Raw genomic sequence first — 19,664 nt, 5'->3', positions numbered from 1 at the left:
TATGTCTCTTAACTAAACTGAATAGGCTTCTCTATTATGCAGAGCCTGGCTCTACAGTTTCTCTACAGGCCACACGCTTCTATAAAAAAACCTCCAAAACGAATGAAAAATCTTCGTTTTGGAGGCCGTATGTGCAGAGTAGAATGCGTACAGAATCAAAAATTTTCTACTCTTATGAAGCTTACTGCATCACGCTTAAGGACGTGAGCGTTTTTTTCTAAGCAATATAGCTCCAAGGGCAATTAATGCAGCGCCTGCGAGCTGGATTGGCAATTGACTGGACTCACCTGTCTTCGGAAGTGTGCCTTGGTTATTCGGTGCTGGCTTATTTCCATCTCCATCTTCATCCGAATCCTCCACTACCCCGAGCGGGATTTCATCCACATCAATTTCAAATAAAATTTCCTCTTCGTTGCCGTCAGCATCTTTTACAATAATGGAGAAATCATCTTTGCCTGTATAACCTGGGTCAGGCGTATACACCCATTGTCCATTATCGTCAACCGTTACTTGTCCATGCTCCGGTTGCTTGCCAACGTCTGTATTTCCACCTTTCGGAACATCAACTTTACCTTCAACTGGCGTATTTTCCTTAGTCTTATCTTTCTCTACTACAGGAGTCGCCGTTGGTGCTGGTGTCGGTGTGCCTGGCTGAACAGGAGTTGGAGCCACCGGTGTTGGCGTAGGCGTCGCTGTTGGCGTCTCCGTTACAGCAGGTGTTGGTGTAGGAGACGGTGTTGCTGTTGGCGTAGGTGTCGGCGTCGGTACTGATGGGTTGCCCGAATTTCCACCTGGACTAGTTGGCTTATTAATAAGCCCAAGGTCAATCGTCAAATCTTCCCAGCCACGCGGCGCTCCTTCACCAATAACAATAACTTCTGTGTATCCATCTACCTGTTTGTTTGAATCTTCCTCAGCAGACACGCCGTCTGCCTCAGCTTTCGTTACGGTGTAGCCAGTTGGCACAATAAATTTCACAAAATATTGTCCGCTTGGCAATTGATCAAACAAATAATAGCCAGGATTTCCACTCGCATCATTTGCTGTAATGGTTTCTCCAATTTGCTGTTTGTTTTGATCAAAAAGCTGTACGGTAACGCCATTGCGGCCATCCGCAGCCAGTTCATCCTGCTTGCCGTTGTCATTACGGTCAAACCATACATAATTGCCAATAACCCCTTTGGCAACTACGCCAAGGTCAATCGTATGATCAACCCAGCCAGCCGTCTCGTTAATAACAATTTTGACTGTTATGCCGTCTGCATCCGTTGCGTTGGAATCAAGGGCTGCGTTCGCTCCTTGCTCCGCGCTTGTTTTCAAATAATCGCTTGGCAAAACGAATTGAACATAATATTCGCCTGCAAGCAAATTATCGAACAAATAATAACCCGGCTTGCCACTTGCATCATTCGCTGTTGTAGTTTCAGCTACAGGCGTACCTGTGCTGCTGCCTTTATACAGCTTCACCACAATGCCATTAATTCCGTCTTTCTCATCTTCGTTCTGCAAGCCATCACGGTTGCGGTCGAGCCATACATAATTCCCGATTTCTCCGCGTGGAACAAGACCCAAATCAATCGTCAGATCATTCCAGCCTGCCGGCCCAATCGTAATGACCTCGGTTATTCCTTGGCCATCCGTTTTGTTGGAATCCACATCTGCCGCTCCAGCTTCCGGCTTCGTTACGCCGTATTCTGCCGGAATGACAAACTGGACATGATAATCGCCTTGCGGCAATCCGGCAAACAAATAAAATCCTGGCTTGCCATTTTCATCATGCGTCACGGTCTCAGCCAATACATGGTTTGCATCGTCATAAAGCTTAACGATAATGCCATTAATGCCTGTTTCCGCTGCATCTTGCAGCCCATCTTCATTACGGTCAAGCCATACATAATTGCCGATGGAGCCCCGCTCATCCGAAACGACAGGTATTTCATGCTCAGTCGTCACCGGCGGTGTTTCATCGGAAACAGCTTTAGCCACATTGATAATGGAAGCCGCTGCTGTATCTACTGATGTTACTTGATAGGAATACGTAAATTCCTTCGATTCCCCAGATTTTAGCGATGGAATGCTCGGTATGCCGGATACTTTCGTATCCGTAATCACAACATTCGTTAAATCGCGTTTGCCTGTATTCGTTACTTTAACCGTGTAGTTAATCCAGCTTCCTGCTGCTGTATCGGATACAGCGACTGCACTGCCTCTTTTCTCAATCTTAAGCCCTGCTGTCGGAATGCTAGCCTCATCCTTAATCGGATCAGGGGATTCATTGTAATACACGGTTGCTACATTATCCAAATCTGTCAAATCCAAATCCGCACTCGTGACACGGTATACGCCTTCAAGCGTCAATCCCGCTCCTGCTGCAAGATTTTTAATGACAATAGACGGATTCGTTCCGCTATTAGCCAACTGGCCAATAATGTCTGGTCTGTCATGGCTGCCGCCATTCAAGGCAACTTCCTCGCCATTATACGTCAGCTTAGTAAATTCAAAGCCAGCTTGCAGTCTGTCAAGCGCATCTGAAATTTTAAAATTATGCAAAGTAACAGAAGATGAATTTTTCAAAGAAAGCTTATAATGCACATCGTTCCCTACCACTACATATTGCTGCGATGGAGCAATTGTCGAGGAGCCTTGCGTCACACTTGTAATTTCTTTCTCAAACGTGATGGTTGGGTAAGACTCGCCAGTAGGTGATGCTGTTTCGATTAAGCCCAAATCGATTGTCGGAATTTTACCAGCAGTACCCAAGCTGATCGTATCCGTACGATATGGCGTATAACCGTCTACTGCAGCGCCTTTCGTTACCAGGTTGGAGTCATTGTCATTCGTATGGCTTGGATCTGCGCCATGCACATTGGCTGTCGTCGGCATGTAGCGATCTGGCAGCACAAACTCTACGAAATAATTTCCTGCCTCAAGTCCCTGGAACAAATAGTAGCCTGGGCTTCCATTGTAATGATAGCCTGTCTTGCTTGACTTGAACGGTGTCGTTTCACCCGCTTTGTACAGATTTACGGTAATGCCGTTAATACCTGCACCTTGGCCGCTGTCGCCTGGATATTCTTCATCCTGCGTGCCATCACGGTTGCTGTCGAACCAGACAAAATTGCCGATTTCGCCAAGCGGTACATGCTCGTCATTCGGGTGAATCAGGAAGCCGACTTTGTTAGGCGCTGTTGGAAGCATTTTGCTGCCTTCATCATTGCCTGCACCGATTTCAGTTGCTTGAATGGCAAAAGAGTTCCAAGCTACTTCATTTGTCGGTGCTCCTACAGGGGCATCCATTTTCCAATCCAATACGATATAGTCGCCTGGCGCAAGTCCAGATGCTCCATCACTGCCTACAATGTTCGACAGCTGGAAGTAGAGCGATTTGATGTCTGTCAAATCATCCTTTTGGTAATTCCCTTGTTCGATCCAGCCCTGCTTGCTGTCATTCACATTCGTGAAATTGACAACCTGCTCCTGATTAACCGACTTGCTGTAATACGCGGACAGCGTGTAGTTTACCGTTCTGCTTCCCGCTGCCGCTGAGGATGTAAAGGTTTTATTGCCGGAAGAGAGTACTTCCGCTAGGTTAGGCTGCCATTGGGAGCCCCTTGCTTCATAAGGCGAACCGCTGTTGACGCGCAGTGCATTATCGCCTACATGCGGCAAAATATCCAGCACATCAATGACGCCGAGTCTCGTATTGCCGCTATTGCGAACTGCCAATCTGTAATCCGCTGTTCCGCCTTCGTACGTTACGCTGTAGCGCGGGTACTCGGTGTATTCAATATCGCCATCATAATCAAATGGCTGTACAGGAAGAGCTGGTTCTCCATCATACGTAGCATCATCTGATGCCCGGAAAATAGGCTCCAAATCGCCTTGATTCCATTTTGTCGACTGGACGAGAGATGCTTTGCGTACCGTTACGTTCGCTGAAGCATGAACAAAAAACTCATCCGTTCCCGCCGTTGGATCAAAGCCTATAACTGTATCTTTAATCGTATTGTTGCGTGTTTGCCACGCTGGCAAACTTTGCGGATTATCCTGTGCGGAATCCCCTGTATGCCAGAACTCTGAATTTGGATCGCTTGTTGTAATATACATATCGTTCGTGTAGGTAGTACCTTGAGGCGTACCTGCACGGACCTCGCCTTTATAGCTGATTTCAAAGCTTGTACCTGGAGCAAAAGAGGTGCCGTCGGACCATGACCATTTCACAAGGGTCCGTCCCGTACCGTTCCAGTTTTTATCAACAAGCTCCAGCTGTGGAGCACTTGCTCCAGCAGGCGTGCCCGTAAATGTAAACGAGGCTGCCAGTGCCGCAGCAGGATCAGCTATTTTAGGATTCGTGTAATAATCAAAGCTTGTTGGCAATAAATCATAGACAACTGGATTAATATAAGGTCCCGTTGCTTTAATATCGTTGCGGACCGTAAGTGTGAACGGCACCGTGCTGAGTGGACGGAAATTTCCCGCTCCAATCGCTTTATTAGCTACAAGCCATGGCTTCTCATTGTTGATGTTGAAATCTGCCTGAGCCGTTTTCTGAGGCTTGTCATCCCATTGGCCCGGAATGGTAACATTCAGCGCTTGATAATCCAGCGTGACTTGATTCGTTACTTGATCACCGTGGACGACAGGGGTGTTCGTGCCATTAGCAAAATCTCTAACGGTCCCTGTAATTTCAATGCCGCCAATTGTACCTCCTGGAGCTAGGGTGCTGAACGACCACTCCAAGGCAACCAAAAATTCGCCAGCATTTAGCACAATGCGGTTCGTACCAGCTGTCGTGCTCACTGTAATTGTGCCGTTAGGCGCAAGGCTGCCGCTATACGCATGCCAAGTTTCAGTCGTACCATCGCTTGTTTTATAACGAAGCTGGGAAGTGAATACATTTGGCATTTTAATGCTGCTGTAGTCCATTTCCGCAGGCAGCACATCTGTCAATACCAGGTTCGACAAAGAGGTATTTACATTCGTCCCCGTATTGCTGATGCCGCCGATGTTGAACTTCTGTGTTTGGCCATGCCAGCGATACTGGTAAACACGCGACTTGGTTAGTCCGGAAACGCCAGATACTGGCTCTCCGAATTTAGTTGTCACATCAGCTTCAGGATCAGTGACCGAGCCGCCACCTTCGAGCGTATAACCGCTCAAAATTTCAACATTATTTTTGCGTTCCAGCGGTGTTCCGGTCGGATGACCATACCCTAAATCGTCAGGGAAGGTGACCGATACTTTCGCTTCGAAAGATTGTCCGGAAGCAAGCTCAATATTCGACCAAGTGATCGTGCGAGCTGTTGAATCATAGACACCGCCTTCTGTTGAGCTCACATATACAGCATCTGGCGGCAGTGTATCGACTAACGTCGCATTTTTCAAGCTGCCAGGGTTAGCATTGCCGGCTTCGCCTTTAATGCCTACCGTATACTCAACCGCTCCGCCAATAATCGGAACTGTGCTGCCAAATCCCGTAGCTTGGCTTTTATAAGCCCACCACTTGTCGTAGGTCGAAGCAGTTGGCGTCGCCGTCGGTGTTGCTGTAGGCGTCGGTGTAGCTACCGGATTCGGGTCCGCGTTAATCGTTACATTCGCCGATGCCGTTGTACTTTCCGCTGAATCAACGAGTGTAATCGTCGCCGTATTCGTCGTAGGCACAACCGAGCTTGAGCCAGTCGGCTTCGCTTTCACGGGAATTTCCAGCTTCACCGAAGTACCGGAAGGCAATGGATGTGCATTGACGGTTAGAGTTTGGCCATTTTTCGTATCCCAGCCTCCATCCTCCCAGCCATCTACAATTTCAAATTGTGCCGGTACTGTATCAACAATCGTTACATTCTTACCGACATGAGTTGCTCCATCTGCCTGATACAAGATCGTATACTTGAAGGTATCTCCTACATTAACAGTGCTCACACTGGCTGTCTTTGTAAAAGTCAGCCCTGTAATCGGTCCTGCTGCCTGTGCCGGTGCTGCGAATGGCTGTAATGCAGCTTGCAGCAGCAAAACGAGCAGCATGATCCAGGAAATCTTGTGCCTGATCGCTCTCTGTCTACTTGCGGGCATCTCATCAATCCTCTCTTTTTCTCTATCTCCTCTAGTTTCTCTCTTGTTGTGAATACCGATAATGCCTAGTACATAAACATTACCTTACGAATACCACGTCATTTTCCATCCTCTTCCTCCTTGTATTCAAATAAGAAAATTATATCCAGCCCAACTGTACAAAAACTTTACAAGCCTCCCCTTTATCCGTCAGCTAAATAACTGCAAAAAAGCTTCGTCCATCCGATGAAGGATAGACGAAGCTTCTGTGTGTACCTATTGAGTTATATGTGTTTATTTCCGTTTAATAAACTTTAGCAGCCGTATAACGCGAGCTGTCTTTAATCATTTTGCCCGCTTTCTTGCTGTTCTTCAGGCCAGCATCAAGCGTCGTATCGATCGTGATCCATTTGCCGTCCAAATATACTTCATTCCAAGCGTGATAATTTGATACATCAGACGCTTTGCCCGTCACCATCTTGGCCGGAATGTCCAAGCTGCGAAGCATGCCTGCCATTAATGCAGCGTAGCCGTAGCAAATATCTTTCTGCGAACTAAAGGTACGATCGATTTGAGGCAAATAATCGTTGGTCACCTTAGCCGCAAGCTGATGATCGTAAGAAATATTCGCTACAATATAATTGTAAACCGCCGTTACCTTCTCGGTATCCGTCTTTGCTCCCTTAGTCAGTTCCAATGCTTTCTTAACCGCTTTGCTGTTGCTGCTCCAATCAATATTTTGTATGGAGTTCAAATAGACGAGGCTGCTGTCACTCAAATTCAAGGTAACTTTGCCTGTATGAACTGCTCTATATTTTTTGGTACCACTTACGTTTTCCAATAATGAAATCGTATAATCTCCATTGCCCAGTTGAAGCGCAAACCATTCTTCTGTCTGGTTTGTCCGGAGCGCATACGTATAATTTTTGCCGTCTTTGGCTACAACCAGCCTTGTATCTACGCCTGACTTGACCTCATAACGAATGCCGATGCTTCCTTTATCCACATTGGATTCGTCGAGCCAGCTTGTCCCAGCTGCCGCTGCCACTTGAGCAGTTGCTTGAGGGAACACGGACAGAATCAACGCCAGCAAAATCATAACCGTTAAACTTTTGCGCATAAAAAAAACTCCCTTCGGTGGCTAGGCTGCCATCTAATAATAGAGAAGGCCCTTTAGCTTTGCGTCCCTGCCTTTCGACAGGTTTGCCGTTATCGTGTAAAGTTTTGTAAGTCGTGTTAGGTAGAAAAACTACCTTATATTAAACTATGATTATCTCTAGTATATACCCATTATTTGCAATAAACAATACGTTAAATCTTTTTTATTTCCAGGCTGAGGCTTGTATTTTCTGGTTTTTCTTCATCCATCTCCGCTTTAACCGTTTCATAAAAGGCTCTTCCTTCCGCTCTTTAAGCATGCCCTTTACGTCTCTAAGCAGGAGCATATACCGCATTTCATCTTCGTGCTTCAAGCTTTGAAATTCTTTCAAATGTTCTGCGCCCATCTCGCTTCAACTCCATCATGCGTTTTATCAATCCTATGTCGGTTGATAAAATTCCGATACCCGAAACAGCGTTTAGCTGCTTTTGACCGTGTAAAACTTTTGGAATCTCCAAAACTTCCTTGGTCCTGTCGACAAATAAAGCCACGCAAAAAAATCACGAATACCATCATCTACGATTCCCTCATTGTACCGATAAAGCTGACGCTGGTAGTTCAGGCGGCATATTTCCACCCCGTCCCACCAAAAAGAAAACGTGTTCCGCTTATCATCATGCTCCAGAGTAATCATAAATTCCCCTTCCGAAAGCTGAAAATACTGCTTGTCATAAAAAAACAAAGGCCCCTCAGAAGTAGCTGTAATGCCAATAAAATGACCTCTATGATGGGTATAAAAGCCACGAACGATGGTGTAATCGGTCATTTGATTCAAATTCAGCTGTCGTAGGTGCTGGGCTCCCTCGCTTATACAGCAAGCCAGCTCAGGATAGCGAAAATGGCGAATGACATTCATTTGCCGCTTCTCGGTTATCATCATCTTCTTCAACCATTCCTTTGGACATGCTATTTTTTTGAAAATGAAGCTCGTAAAGCTTGTCCGTCTCCATTTTCACCTACTCCTCCATTATAAATAGGGCAACTCTACAATTTCTCGACAAAATCTCTGTTTAATCTCGCAAAACTTACAAAATAATAGGCCGCATAGAATATTGAATTTTTATTCCTTCAACAGTATGATAATTCAAAGGAATACTCAGAAAGGACTGCAGCCCTTTGGAAGAACAAAAACTTTGGACTAGAAGCGACGGATTTACAATTAGCACAAATAAAGCTTATTTGGATATTGAAACGATTTATAAATTTCTAAACGAGGAATCTTATTGGGCAAACGGAATTGACAAAGAACTTGTACAAGCAGCCATTGAACACTCCATTTTGTGCTACGGCATTTATCAGGGGAATCCGCTTAAGGAACAAGCGAAGCTAGTTGGTTTTGCGCGAGTTGTCACCGACCTTGTCCGCTTTTCCTGGTTAGGGGATGTATTTGTTATACCCGAGTTTCGAGGTATAGGACTTAGCAAGTGGCTATTAGAAACCATATTGGAGCACCCCAAACTAAAAGGAACAAGCTTTAATCTAGGTACAAAAGATGCTCAGACTTTATATGCCAAGTATGGTTTTAAGCCTCTCGAGCAAGTAGAAAGAAGAATGGCACGGCCATTGGATTGGAGAGCTATTTATGAGGGCTATGGTTTAAAAAGTCAATAGCACTCGCTTGCCCCTCCAATTATTTACCATTTTGTTTCCTTCACCAGTCTACAAACCATTAACGCCGCTTTTCCAATCTTTGTACCATTCTGTAATGTATGCGCTTGGCTGCTCGTTCAATTCCTCCATCAGCGCGGCGGTTAAAGCATTGTACTGCTGATTAACCATAAGATGATTCCCTTTAGACGCATACAGCTGCATTAAGGCAAAATAAGCCTCTTCCGCCTGCGCATGCTCCTCGATAATTCGAATATATCCGGCAATCGCTTTATCCAGCTGGCCATGCTCGACATGCCAAGCTTCCAAGCGATAGGAAGTATTCAGCCACAGGCGCTTCAGGCGCTGGCGTTCGCTCTCCGCCCACCAATAATCATAATCCTTTAAATAATCGCCTCGATAAAGATTCATAGCCTCCTCGTATTCCGCAAGGGTTGCCGCCGCTAGCGGCGGTGCAGCAGCAATTCCTCTCTCCCATTCCTCCACATCCAGCACAACCTGATTAAGTGTCAATATGTATCCTTCTGTTGTATTGGCGATGTGAAAACACTTTCCAAACTGATCAAGCGTTTTCCTAATATGGTACACCGTCGTATACAGCTGGGCATATACTTTCTCCGTCCCATTATCGGGCCATAGCAAATCGATTAATAGCGATTTCCTTACCAGCTGTTCGCGATGCTGGAGCAAATACAGAAACAGCTCCTGCGCCTTTGTCGTACGCCAACGTATGGCTGCATCCTTTTTTCCAGAAAATTCGACACTAAACTGCCCCAGCAGCTGCAAAATCAGGTGCTGCTCCTCATTCGTTTTTATCACTTGCTGCACGGCCTGCCCTTTATCCTTCACATGGGAGTCCAGCCGCTTCTGAATCCGTTCCATCGTTTTCATTAACCGCTCAGGATGGATCGGCTTGACGACATAATCCAGCGCATTCAGCTCAAAAGCTTTCACTGCATATTCATCATAAGCGGTTACAAATACGATATTCAGCTCTGGTCTTACCTCCAGCAGTTGCTCGGCAAGCGCAATGCCACTGACTTCGGGCAAATTAATATCCAAAAATACAACATCCGGCAGATCAAGCAAAATCCGCTCTTTCCCGACCGTTGGATCCTCATATTTCCCCAATACCTCTACGTTATTTAGTTTCACGAGTTGCCGCTCCAAGTAATCCAAAGCGAGGCTTTCATCATCTACAAGGATAACCTTCATGCTTGACTCCTTTAATATACGAAATAACCACTCGTTCACAAACTCTGCCATGCTGACAACAATTATAATGCAGTTAAATAGTTGCCGCAATCATTTGGCATGAATAGTCGTTACAAATTCAGGAAAATTTATATAGCAAAAGAGCAGCAAGCGTTAAACCTAAGGCAGGTCAAACGCTTGCTGCTCTTGCGATTTGCGGTTTTGGTTTTGCCTACAGGCAAAACTCGCAGCGATAATAGATGGAATACACGATCCAGTTGTTCTGCTAGACAGTCTACCAGGCGTTGACGCCCAGTTGTTCAATCGTTGCTTGAATAAAAGCCGGCTCGTCCTCTGGCGTACGGGAAGTAATCAAATTACGATCAACTACGACTTCCTCATTGCGAAAATGCCCCCCGGCTGCCTGCACTTCCTGCTCCAGCTCTGGATAAGCCGTCAGTGTGCGTCCTTGCAGCAAACCAGCTTCCGCCAAAATTTGCGGGCCATGGCAAATGGCAGCAATGGTAATGCCTTTTTCATCAGCCTCTTTGACAAAAGCTTGCACGGCCGCATCTTCCTTCAAGTGGGAAGGTGATGCGCCGCCAGGAATAATAATAGCCGCATAATCGCTCGCCTTCGCCTCATTAATCGCAAGATGCGACTTATAGGCAACTGTGCCCTGCTTGCCTTTTAGTTCCTCATTGCTGCGCAAGCTTATAATAACCGCCTCATGGCCATTTTTCACCATTTCATCATACGGATTTTGCATTTCTGAATCTTCAAAGCCATCGGCCAGCAGAAAAGCCACCTTCTTCATTTGCGTCATCATTTACACGCTCCTTCTTGTTTGGGCTCTATGTTACTTTACCCTAAAAAAAGGTTTCGCAAACAAATCCTGCTGTTCATATTCCATCAACGATACACGAGCATCCTCCCGCAATAGTCGCATTCCTCGCTTTGCTGGGGAAGAAGCACCTTATTCGCCCCGCAGCCTGGGCAGCTGATTGTTTTAGGTTCAGATGATGCTGGGGGCGGAGAGCTCTGCCTTGCATTATCGTGTTCTGTCTGCTCTACTAAACGGGCAGCTGCTGCCGCTTGCTCCTCCGCTTCTCTTGCAGATTTTCTCGCTTGCTCCTCATTTTCAGCAAGACTTTTCTCATGCAATAGCTCTTGTCTTGCGATATGCAATTCAAGCTCTAAAGAATCAATCGTTTCCTTATGCTTCTTTTGGACTGATTTACGGTTCGAATAGCGCAAACCAAGGTACACTCCAATCCATGCTGGGAAAACGAAAATCAAGGAATAAAGAAGAATATAAAACATTAATTCTTCCCGATTTGGAGTCGATATTCCATTTTTAATAAAGAAAGCACCAATAACTAACCACACAATTCCGTTTACATACGAAATCATTTTAGATGAATCGTATCCCTTCCGCATTGCTCATCCCGCCTCTGTATCATCGTCCAGTCTCTTTAATTTAAATGTTGTACTCGTGCAAGTCTTGCCCTCTTCAGCTCACTTGTTTCGTTTTGCATCTCATGCAATCGCTGCTCCAAGCTGGCTGAATACTTATGTGCTTTTTCCATGTATTCTTTTTGTTTTATTTTATCGACCTTCTCGATCATTGCCGCCAATATAAATATGACTGCCGCTGTTATCCCGAAATATTTCCCGAAAAATAAAGCCTGCTCCGCGAAGGACATCTCACCTGCTCTATATAAGGGCATATACAGCATGCCATTCACAAGACATCCGATTGCAATTATTTTAAGTACTCCACCCATCCCGCTATCCCCTTTCCCTTTCGTTGCTGCAATCATTTGAGACCATAAGCTGCTATTATATTGAATCTCTTACCCTAGTAAAAAAAGCAGCATCCGTTAAACCCGCTATAGGCTAAACGCTTGCTGCTCTTATTTCTCTTTGGAGACCCTCAAATAGGCTGGCTTAAAATTAACTATACACCAGCATCGTTCCACAATAGTCGCATTCCACGCTCTGCATAGGCTGCAGCACCTTTCTCGCGCCACAACCCGGACAACTGATATTTTTAGGCATGAGGGGTGGCGGTGGCGGAGACGACGGTGGAGGCGGTGATGTACGGCTCGCGGCTTCGCGCCTTGCCGCTGCCTCTGTTTCTGCGCGCAAAGCCGCCAGCGTCGCTTCCTTCTCAGCCTCTAGCCTAGCCGTTGCTTCCGCTTCCTCGGCTCGTTCGCGTTCTTCTCTTGCAAGCTCCTGCTCATGCTCCAGCTTCTGTAGCTCTATTCGAAACTGGACTAGATATGGCTCCTGTTCATTTAAATATTTTTGCTTCCAATTAAAACGCCTGTTCTTCCTTACCCCAACACAAAAAAGGGAAGCGCCAGGAAATAAAGAGAAGACAACCCAAGAGGCTATGAGTCCATCTAATCCATAACTTGGGTCCAATGTATTCGGATATAAGATGAGACCTAAAGCAGCCCAGAATACGCCAATTGCCTTGTGCCAAAAACCAGCTGCCATTTTCATTCACCCCGTCTTTCGCTCTGCATGGCATAGGAGCCTTTACACCTAGCGGTATTCAATACTTGCATGGCAATATTCGCAGAGGATTGTTTGTTTAGGCCATAGCATCGTATGGTTGCCACAGCTTGGGCAAGCAACAGATTTTCTCCCTTGTCCTGAGCTGCCCGCTGGAGCCCTGCCTTCCCTTGCCTGCTCTCTCTGCAAACGGGCATGCCTCATTTCGTCGGCCATTTTTTTAGCCTCGAAGGTATTTTGTTGTATCGTGGCATGGGTCGCCCGGATGTTTGCGACCCATGCGTCATCACGCTTCTTCTCACTCTTGGCAAAAAAATACGCCATAATAAAAAAGAACAAAGCAGGAAGAATCGCTCCTAATAAATATATTCCTACTTTTTGTGTAAATAAAAGCGAACTTGGCCTATTATCGAAACCGCCTAGCATATAACCTACAATTAGCAATAATCCCACTCCAATTACGCGAAACAGCAAACTCATGAAGCTTTCCCTCTTTCCCAGCAGCAACGCCATTACGTCTCACGCGCAGTAATGTGCTGCTTTTGATAGCTGCCACAGCCCAATATTTGCGTCCCCTGTGCACTGCACTCGAGCAGCAAAAGAGCTATGCTCTGCCAGCAAGTCCATGCCCGCATTCCGGACAAAACTTCTGCCCCGGCTGCACTTCATGACGACATCCTGGACATTGCTGGCTTCCGCTGTTGTTGCTGGTGCCGCAGTGCGGACAAAATTTAGCGCTTGCAGCTACTTGCTCGCCGCAGCCTCTACACGGACGCGGCAACGTCTCGCCGCAAGCGCTGCAATTGACTGCATCCTCCGCACAATCCGCGCCGCAGCTTGGACAAGGATTATAAGCATCGCCGCAGTTGGCGCAAAACTTGGAATTTTCCCGATGCGGCATGCCGCACTTATCGCAATTATGAATCGGTCTCGGCGCTCCTGCCTGACCGCCAGCGGAGCTGCCAGCAAGCCCTTTGCCGCAGCTGTTGCAAAACTTCGCCTGCGCATCGTTGCGGCTTTGACAGCTTGGACAAACCTGAGCTGCGCCGGCTGCTCCATACAGCTGCTCGCCCAGCTGTCCAAATTGGCTGCCGAATATGCCGCCAATTCCCGCTCCCATGCTAAGTCCGAGGGCTGCGCCCATGACGCCAGCTTGCGAGCTGCCTTCATTTTTCGCTGCGCCCTCCAAGGTGTCGAAGGTACGCTCCTGCTGGTAGTTGTAGCCGATAATGTCCATCTCTGCTTTGCGTGCAAGCGCTTCGCGCAGCCGTTTCAGCGAGGCATCATCCTCCGGTGTACTGATGGAATCAATGAAGAAATTAACGAGCCGAATGCCGAATGGGTGCATCAGCGCCCCAACTCGTTCTTCGACGTGCTTGGAAATTTCGCCGATGTAGGCGTTGATTTCAAGCAGGCTCACTTTTTTGAACACTAGATAGGAAGAAAGCAGCTCATTAATATTCATCATAATCATGCCGCGCAAATGTTTGGACAGCGTTTCTTGATTGAACAGCGGGAGCGTTCCAACCAGCTTGGACAAAAACCGGCGTGAATCCTCAATTGCAATGCCGAACTGGCCGAAAGCCCGAACCGGAATGACAATATTGTATTTCGGGTCCTGCAATTGAATCGGCGACGCCGTTCCCCACTTCACATCGAGAGATACCTGCTTGTTCACAAACCACACCTCGGCCGAAAACGGCGATCTCCCGCCAAAAGGAATATTAACCAACTGGTTTAAAATCGGTATATTAAGCGTACTGAGCGTATGCCTGCCGGGCCCGAATAAATCGAGCGCCTGACCGCCCTTGAATAACAGCGCCTCTTGCGTATCATTAACGATGAGCTGCGTCCAAGTACCTAGCTCCGCATTCGGATATTTCCAAGCGTATACGTCCGGTGAACCGTCGTATTTGACCACCTCTACTATAGCCATTCCCTCTCACCTCTAACATGTTGACTTTTTTGTCACTCACTAGCAGCTTGACGAAACAGAGGCTATTCTGCAAGAAAAGCTTCGCCTTTTTCACTGCACTATCAAAACTTCTATCTCTATTATTTAATAATAAGAACAATTTTCCTGTTTTTCAACAAAATTATGGTCCATATTCCACAGATTTAAGCTAATTTCTCCAGCATTCGACTTTACTAAGCAAGCCTAACCTAAGAAAAAAGACATGGATCGATAATCCTGCCCCGCCTAGGCCAGTCTATCATCCATGTCTTATCGTTTAGACTTGCGGCTATACGCCGTATTGCTCGATTTTAATCAAATTCGTCGTACCGGATAAGCCAACAGGCGCTCCAGCCGTAATGACGACAAAATCTCCCTCAGCAAGCAGCCCGGTTTGCTCCGCATCCGCCATTGCCGCATGCAGCAGCTCGTCCGTCGTGCCAGTCTTCGTGCCCTTCACCGGAATAACGCCCCAAATCAGCGCCAATAGCGGCAAAATTTTCTCGTCGGAAGTAATCGCGATAACTGGCGATTGCGGGCGATATTTGGATACCATCCGCGCCGTAAAGCCGCTTTCCGTACGAGTAAGAATCGCTTTCGCCTTGAGCTCCAGAGATGAGCTGACGACCGCTTGGCTAATGACTTCGGTAATCGTCGTGGAAGCAAGCTGACGGCGCTCCTGGAAGCCTGCATAGTAGTCCAGTTGGGACTCCGCCTTAAGCGCAATAGCAGCCATCGTTGCAACCGATTGAACCGGATATTTGCCCGCAGCCGTCTCGCCAGACAGCATGATTGCATCTGTTCCTTGCATAACCGCACCTGCAACGTCGCTCACTTCTGCTCGTGAAGGACGCGGGTTTACTTGCATGGAATCCAGCATATGGGTCGCAACAATAACCGGCTTGCCTGCTACGTTACACTTATTAATCATGTCGCGCTGCATCGAAGGCACATCCTGAACAGGAATTTCAACGCCCAAGTCGCCGCGGGCAACCATAATGCCATCCGAAGCTGCAATGATGGAATCCAGGTTTACGACGCCCTCTTCATTTTCAATTTTCGAAATGATTTGAACGTGGCCAGCACCGTGTGCTTGCAGCAGCTCGCGAATTTCCAAAATATCTTCCGCTCTTCTTACGAAGGAAGGCGCAATAATATCGATGTTTTGCTGAATGCCGAAGTGAATATGGCGAATATCGCGCTCCGTTACGCCTGGCAGCGTCGTGCGGATGCCCGGCAGGTTAACGCCTTTGCGCGGCTTGATCAGACCGCCGTTTACGATCGTGCAGTGTACTTCCGTCGCTTCCACCGATGCCACCTCAAGATCAATCAGGCCATCATCAAGCAAAATCGTATTGCCAGGCTTCACGACAAGCGGAAGCTCGCTATAGTTAACATGAATGCGGCGGCCATTGCCGAGCACTTCTTCCGTCGTCAGTGTCAGCGTCTCGCCAGCCACCAGCATGTAAGAAGCTTCCTCCAGCTTGCCAATCCGCACCTCTGGTCCTTTAATATCCAGCAAAATCGGCACGATTGCATTTTCAGCAGCAGCCGCTTCGCGAATCCGCTCAATACGCCGGGCATGATCCTCCAGTTCCCCGTGCGCCATATTCAGACGCGCCACATTCATCCCCGATCGAATCATTTCCCTTAAAGTATCAACCGAATCACAAGCAGGTCCCATCGTACAAACAATTTTGGTTTTACGCATGAAGTCTCATTCCTCCTGAACATTTATACCCCTATTATAAACCTAGCCGTTTCAATCGACTACGAAATATAGTATTCTAAATGTAATATAGTACTGTTCAAGCGTAAACGGCTTTCGCCGTCCTTTGGCCGCAAAGCTTCCGTTTCGAGGGTGAAATATAAGCTGAATATAAGAGTGAAACTTATAATTTCTTATATTTTTGATAAGGAGGCCGATGGCCCAAATGCTGCAAGTAACAGCGGTTCGACAGGACCGAGGAATGGAATGGTTTTACGAAAAAAACACAAAAAACACGAACGAAGCAGCGTTGATTCTGGTCAGCTATGGGACGGTCGTCTATTGGATTGAGAACGAGAAGGTGATCGCCGAGAAAGGCGACCTGCTCTATATACCGCCGAACCAAGCGTATTATGGAAAATGTGTGCCTACTGTTTTTCATGAGAAGTTTGTTGTTACATTAAGTTTGTCTTCTGCTCCCGTATTGCCGCTGCTTCAGCGCCAGACGTGGGTGAAATCCCGCATTGGCATGTACGACATGCTGCTGGCCCGAATGAAGCATCTTCATGCGGAATGGCTGGAGCAAGCCGAGTATGCGCCTATCATCGCCCAAGCTGTCGTAACGGAATGGCTGGCGGTCTGGAACCGCGAATGGAATAAAGGTCCCGCAATGGCTGATACGAATCAGCAAGTAGAGCGTATGAAGCATTATATTTTCAACCATTATCGTGAAAAAATTACGAAGGAAGAGCTAGGCAGCTACATTCAGAAAAGCCCCAATTATGCTGCTACCCTGTTCCGCCGTGTCACTGGGCAAACGATTAGCACCTTCGTTCATGATACGCGGATGAAAAAAGCGATTTATATGCTCGTCGATTCGATGCTGACGGTTGGTGAGGTTGCTGAATTTGTCGGCTATCGCGACGTTTCTTATTTTCAGCGGCTGTTCAAGCGTTTTACGGGAAGGACGCCGACCTTTTATATGAAAGAGCGCGCCAAAACTCAGCCTTGAATCGCCCAATAAATGAAACATTGACATTGATTTCGATAATGATTATCATTCTAATTGGAGTCAAGAATAGGTTTAGGCCGTGCTTGATAATTAGAGATTTCTAGGAGGAAATTATGCTCTCACGTTTTGGATTTCTGAAAGGCAAATCACAGGTTACCCTCGTTGCTCTGCTTGCTCTAACGCTGCTTCTTGCAGCTTGCGGCGGGAAGGAAATGACAAATAACAATACCGCAGGTTCAGCCGCACCATCCGCCTCGCCGGAAGCAAGCGCTGAAGCCTCCGAGGCTCCTGCAGCAGATAAAGTAGTAACGGATGCTATGGGTCATGAAGTAACCATTCCTGGCAACCCTCAGCGTATTTTGGCTTCTTATTTGGAGGATCCAGTCGTCACGCTTGGCAAAATTCCAGTCGCACAATGGACCGTTGGCAGCGACAGCATTCAGCAATACTTGCAAGGCAGTCTGAAGGATGTTCCTACGATTGCCTACGATCTTCCAGTAGAAGCTGTGGCAAGCTTCTCTCCTGATTTGATTATTATTGGCGAGGAAAGTGCCGTACAAAAAGGCCTTTATGAGCAATATGCCAAAATCGCCCCAACTTACGTGCTCGGAAGCGCGACTGCTAAAGACTGGCGTAAAACGCTGCTCACAATCGGCGATTTGCTGAATAATAAAGCAGGCGCTGAGCAAGCGATTGCCGAATATGATCAAAAAGCAGCCGATGCCAAAACTAAAATTCAAGCGGCAGTCGGCGAGAAATCCGCAGCTGTCTTTTGGCTGACACAAAAAAACTTCTATATGGTAGATGAAGTCGTATCAAGCGGAGCTGTTCTTTATCAGGATCTGGGCCTCAAAACTCCGAATCTGGTTACCGAAGTGCCCGTAGAAAGCCGCGGCAACTGGAACCCCGTATCACTGGAGAAGCTGGCCGAGCTGGATGCCGATTATATTTTCCTGCTCAATAGCGACAAGCAAGCTGGCGATACTTCCATCATTGATGGTCCCATTTGGCAAGGCCTTCCGGCTGTCAAAGCAGGCAATGTCATTGAGCTCGATTCGTCCAGCAGTTGGCTGTACAAAGGCAAAATCGCCAATGGGCAAATCATTGACGATGTGCTGAAAGCAATGGTGAAATAAGCATTTAATAAGCCTCTGGCTTTTGAACACGCCGTACGATCGTCCTTGCTGGACGAGGTACGGCGTGTTTTTTAATGGGCTTCGACTCATGGAGAATGACGTTTTGCTTTTCCTTTTTTCAACAATAAGCACTGTACGCCTGTCCATTTAGCATTATAATAGGAAGTGATGTAATCACTTACATGGAGGTTGATAAACGTATGAGTTCGATCCCTTTGCATAAACGCGGCATTGAAGCGAGCCAGCTTGTTCTCGGCTGTATGCGCTTTGGCGGCGGCTGGAACCGTAATCCGATTGAGGCCGAGCATTTTAAGGAAGGCCATGAAGCCGTCGACGCAGCGCTGGAAATCGGCATCAACATGTACGATCATGCAGACATTTATACATTCGGCAAGGCCGAGCAAGTATTCGGCCAAGTGCTGAAGGACCGTCCGGGCCTGCGTGAGCAAATGATTTTGCAATCCAAATGCGGAATTCGCCTGCAAGGCGGCGATGATGATCCGCAGCGCTTTGATTTTTCGGAAAGCCATATATTAAGCAGTGTCGATGGTATTTTGGAGCGGCTGCAAACCGATTATCTCGACATTTTGCTGCTGCATCGCCCAGATGCGCTTGTTGAGCCAGAGGAAGTAGCCAGTGCGATTTCGAAGCTCAAGGCTTCCGGCAAAGTTCGCGCATTCGGCGTTTCCAATATGAGCCAAGGGCAAATTAAGCTGCTTCGCGCTTATACGGATGAGCCGTTTATCGTGAATCAACTGGAGCTCAGTTTGCTCAAGCATGGATTTATTGATACAGGTTTGCATGTCAATCAGCTCGCAGCGCGCGATAATGTGTTCCCGGAAGGAACGCTTGAGTATTGCCGAATGGAAAATATTCAGCTGCAATCGTGGGGCCCGCTCGCTCAAGGCATCTATTCCGGCGCGCCGCTCGGCGACAGCCCTGAATCGGTTGCTGCAACAGCCGCGCTCGTCGCTGAATTCGCCGAGCGTAAAGATACGACGCCGGAAGCGATCGTACTCGCATGGCTGATGAGACATCCGGCTAACATTCAGCCTGTTATCGGCTCAATCAATCCGAAGCGTATCCTCGCCTGCAAAGATGCCAATACGCTTCGTTTAACGCGCGAAGAATGGTACAGGCTGTATAACTGCTCGCGCGGCAAAGCGCTGCCTTAAGGATTATAAAAACAACGGTACTTATATGTATTTGAAAAAAGCTTCCAGCACCACTTTTCGTGGCAGCGGAAGCTTTTTTCTGATTCATAACTTATTATCTTGGATCGTCAACGACGTGACAATTCGTGACTATGCTCGACTACGCGA

At 47.2% G+C, this 19,664-nt stretch carries 15 protein-coding genes and 1 riboswitch; of the genes, 4 read left to right on the top strand and 11 right to left on the bottom strand.

Going from position 1 to position 19,664, the window contains the following annotated elements; genetic code table 11:
* Positions 1 to 195: 195 nt before the first annotated feature.
* The 3 genes from AC6B99_RS21200 to AC6B99_RS21190 form a co-directional block, all read right to left on the bottom strand.
* Positions 196 to 6,069, bottom strand: coding sequence for an SdrD B-like domain-containing protein (locus AC6B99_RS21200; protein ID WP_496664168.1), 5,874 nt, complete (start codon positions 6,067 to 6,069; stop codon positions 196 to 198).
* Positions 6,070 to 6,352: 283 nt separating this feature from the next.
* Entirely contained in the window at positions 6,353 to 7,168 is an 816-nt protein-coding gene (locus AC6B99_RS21195) for a transglutaminase-like domain-containing protein (RefSeq protein ID WP_056043845.1), read from the bottom strand.
* A gap of 13 nt (positions 7,169 to 7,181) precedes the next feature.
* Positions 7,182 to 7,266: riboswitch (cyclic di-GMP riboswitch) on the bottom strand.
* A gap of 359 nt (positions 7,267 to 7,625) precedes the next feature.
* Positions 7,626 to 8,087 carry a hypothetical protein gene (locus AC6B99_RS21190; RefSeq protein ID WP_496664167.1) on the bottom strand — a complete coding sequence of 154 codons (462 nt, stop codon included), beginning with the start codon at positions 8,085 to 8,087 and terminating at the stop codon, positions 7,626 to 7,628.
* Positions 8,088 to 8,323: 236 nt separating this feature from the next.
* Between AC6B99_RS21190 and AC6B99_RS21185 the strand changes: the two genes are divergently transcribed.
* Positions 8,324 to 8,818 (top strand): GNAT family N-acetyltransferase, encoded by a 495-nt coding sequence (locus AC6B99_RS21185; protein ID WP_063892706.1) that lies wholly within the window; start codon positions 8,324 to 8,326, stop codon positions 8,816 to 8,818.
* 48 nt (positions 8,819 to 8,866) lie between these two features.
* On the opposite strand, the gene AC6B99_RS21180 is transcribed toward AC6B99_RS21185, so the two are convergent.
* The 8 genes from AC6B99_RS21180 to pyk form a co-directional block, all read right to left on the bottom strand.
* Complete coding sequence (locus AC6B99_RS21180; RefSeq protein WP_056043836.1) at positions 8,867 to 10,030, bottom strand: response regulator; 1,164 nt, start codon at positions 10,028 to 10,030, stop codon at positions 8,867 to 8,869.
* Positions 10,031 to 10,304: 274 nt separating this feature from the next.
* A complete protein-coding gene (locus AC6B99_RS21175) occupies positions 10,305 to 10,826 on the bottom strand; it encodes a DJ-1/PfpI/YhbO family deglycase/protease (protein ID WP_056044072.1) in 522 nt (173 codons plus the stop codon).
* Between the two features lie 95 nt (positions 10,827 to 10,921).
* The gene (locus AC6B99_RS21170) at positions 10,922 to 11,449 is read right to left on the bottom strand and encodes a hypothetical protein (protein ID WP_056043831.1); all 528 of its coding nucleotides are present in this window, start codon (positions 11,447 to 11,449) and stop codon (positions 10,922 to 10,924) included.
* 35 nt (positions 11,450 to 11,484) lie between these two features.
* Entirely contained in the window at positions 11,485 to 11,832 is a 348-nt protein-coding gene (locus AC6B99_RS21165; protein WP_496664166.1) for a hypothetical protein, read from the bottom strand.
* Positions 11,833 to 11,965: 133 nt separating this feature from the next.
* Positions 11,966 to 12,514: a hypothetical protein gene (locus tag AC6B99_RS21160; RefSeq protein ID WP_155973664.1), complete on the bottom strand. Its 549-nt coding sequence runs from the start codon at positions 12,512 to 12,514 to the stop codon at positions 11,966 to 11,968.
* Between the two features lie 48 nt (positions 12,515 to 12,562).
* Entirely contained in the window at positions 12,563 to 13,012 is a 450-nt protein-coding gene (locus tag AC6B99_RS21155) for a hypothetical protein (RefSeq protein WP_056043823.1), read from the bottom strand.
* 124 nt (positions 13,013 to 13,136) lie between these two features.
* Positions 13,137 to 14,468 carry an SPFH domain-containing protein gene (locus AC6B99_RS21150; protein WP_494881402.1) on the bottom strand — a complete coding sequence of 444 codons (1,332 nt, stop codon included), beginning with the start codon at positions 14,466 to 14,468 and terminating at the stop codon, positions 13,137 to 13,139.
* A 307-nt stretch (positions 14,469 to 14,775) separates the two neighbouring features.
* Complete coding sequence (gene pyk, locus AC6B99_RS21145) at positions 14,776 to 16,197, bottom strand: pyruvate kinase (protein ID WP_056043818.1); 1,422 nt, start codon at positions 16,195 to 16,197, stop codon at positions 14,776 to 14,778.
* Positions 16,198 to 16,420: 223 nt separating this feature from the next.
* Here pyk and AC6B99_RS21140 point away from each other — a divergent pair, with 223 nt between their 5' ends.
* The 3 genes from AC6B99_RS21140 (at position 16,421) to AC6B99_RS21130 (ending at position 19,517) form a co-directional block, all read left to right on the top strand.
* Positions 16,421 to 17,206, top strand: a complete 786-nt coding sequence (locus tag AC6B99_RS21140) for an AraC family transcriptional regulator (RefSeq protein ID WP_056043814.1) — start codon at positions 16,421 to 16,423, stop codon at positions 17,204 to 17,206.
* A 113-nt stretch (positions 17,207 to 17,319) separates the two neighbouring features.
* On the top strand, positions 17,320 to 18,342 hold the full coding sequence (locus AC6B99_RS21135; RefSeq protein ID WP_494864241.1) for an ABC transporter substrate-binding protein: 1,023 nt from the start codon (positions 17,320 to 17,322) through the stop codon (positions 18,340 to 18,342).
* A gap of 200 nt (positions 18,343 to 18,542) precedes the next feature.
* Positions 18,543 to 19,517 (top strand): aldo/keto reductase, encoded by a 975-nt coding sequence (locus AC6B99_RS21130; RefSeq protein ID WP_496664165.1) that lies wholly within the window; start codon positions 18,543 to 18,545, stop codon positions 19,515 to 19,517.
* Positions 19,518 to 19,664 lie beyond the last annotated feature (147 nt).

The organism is Paenibacillus liaoningensis (assembly GCF_059609455.1).
The sequence above is the reverse complement of the archived record's forward strand: the minus strand, read 5'-3'. Positions and strand labels throughout refer to the sequence as shown.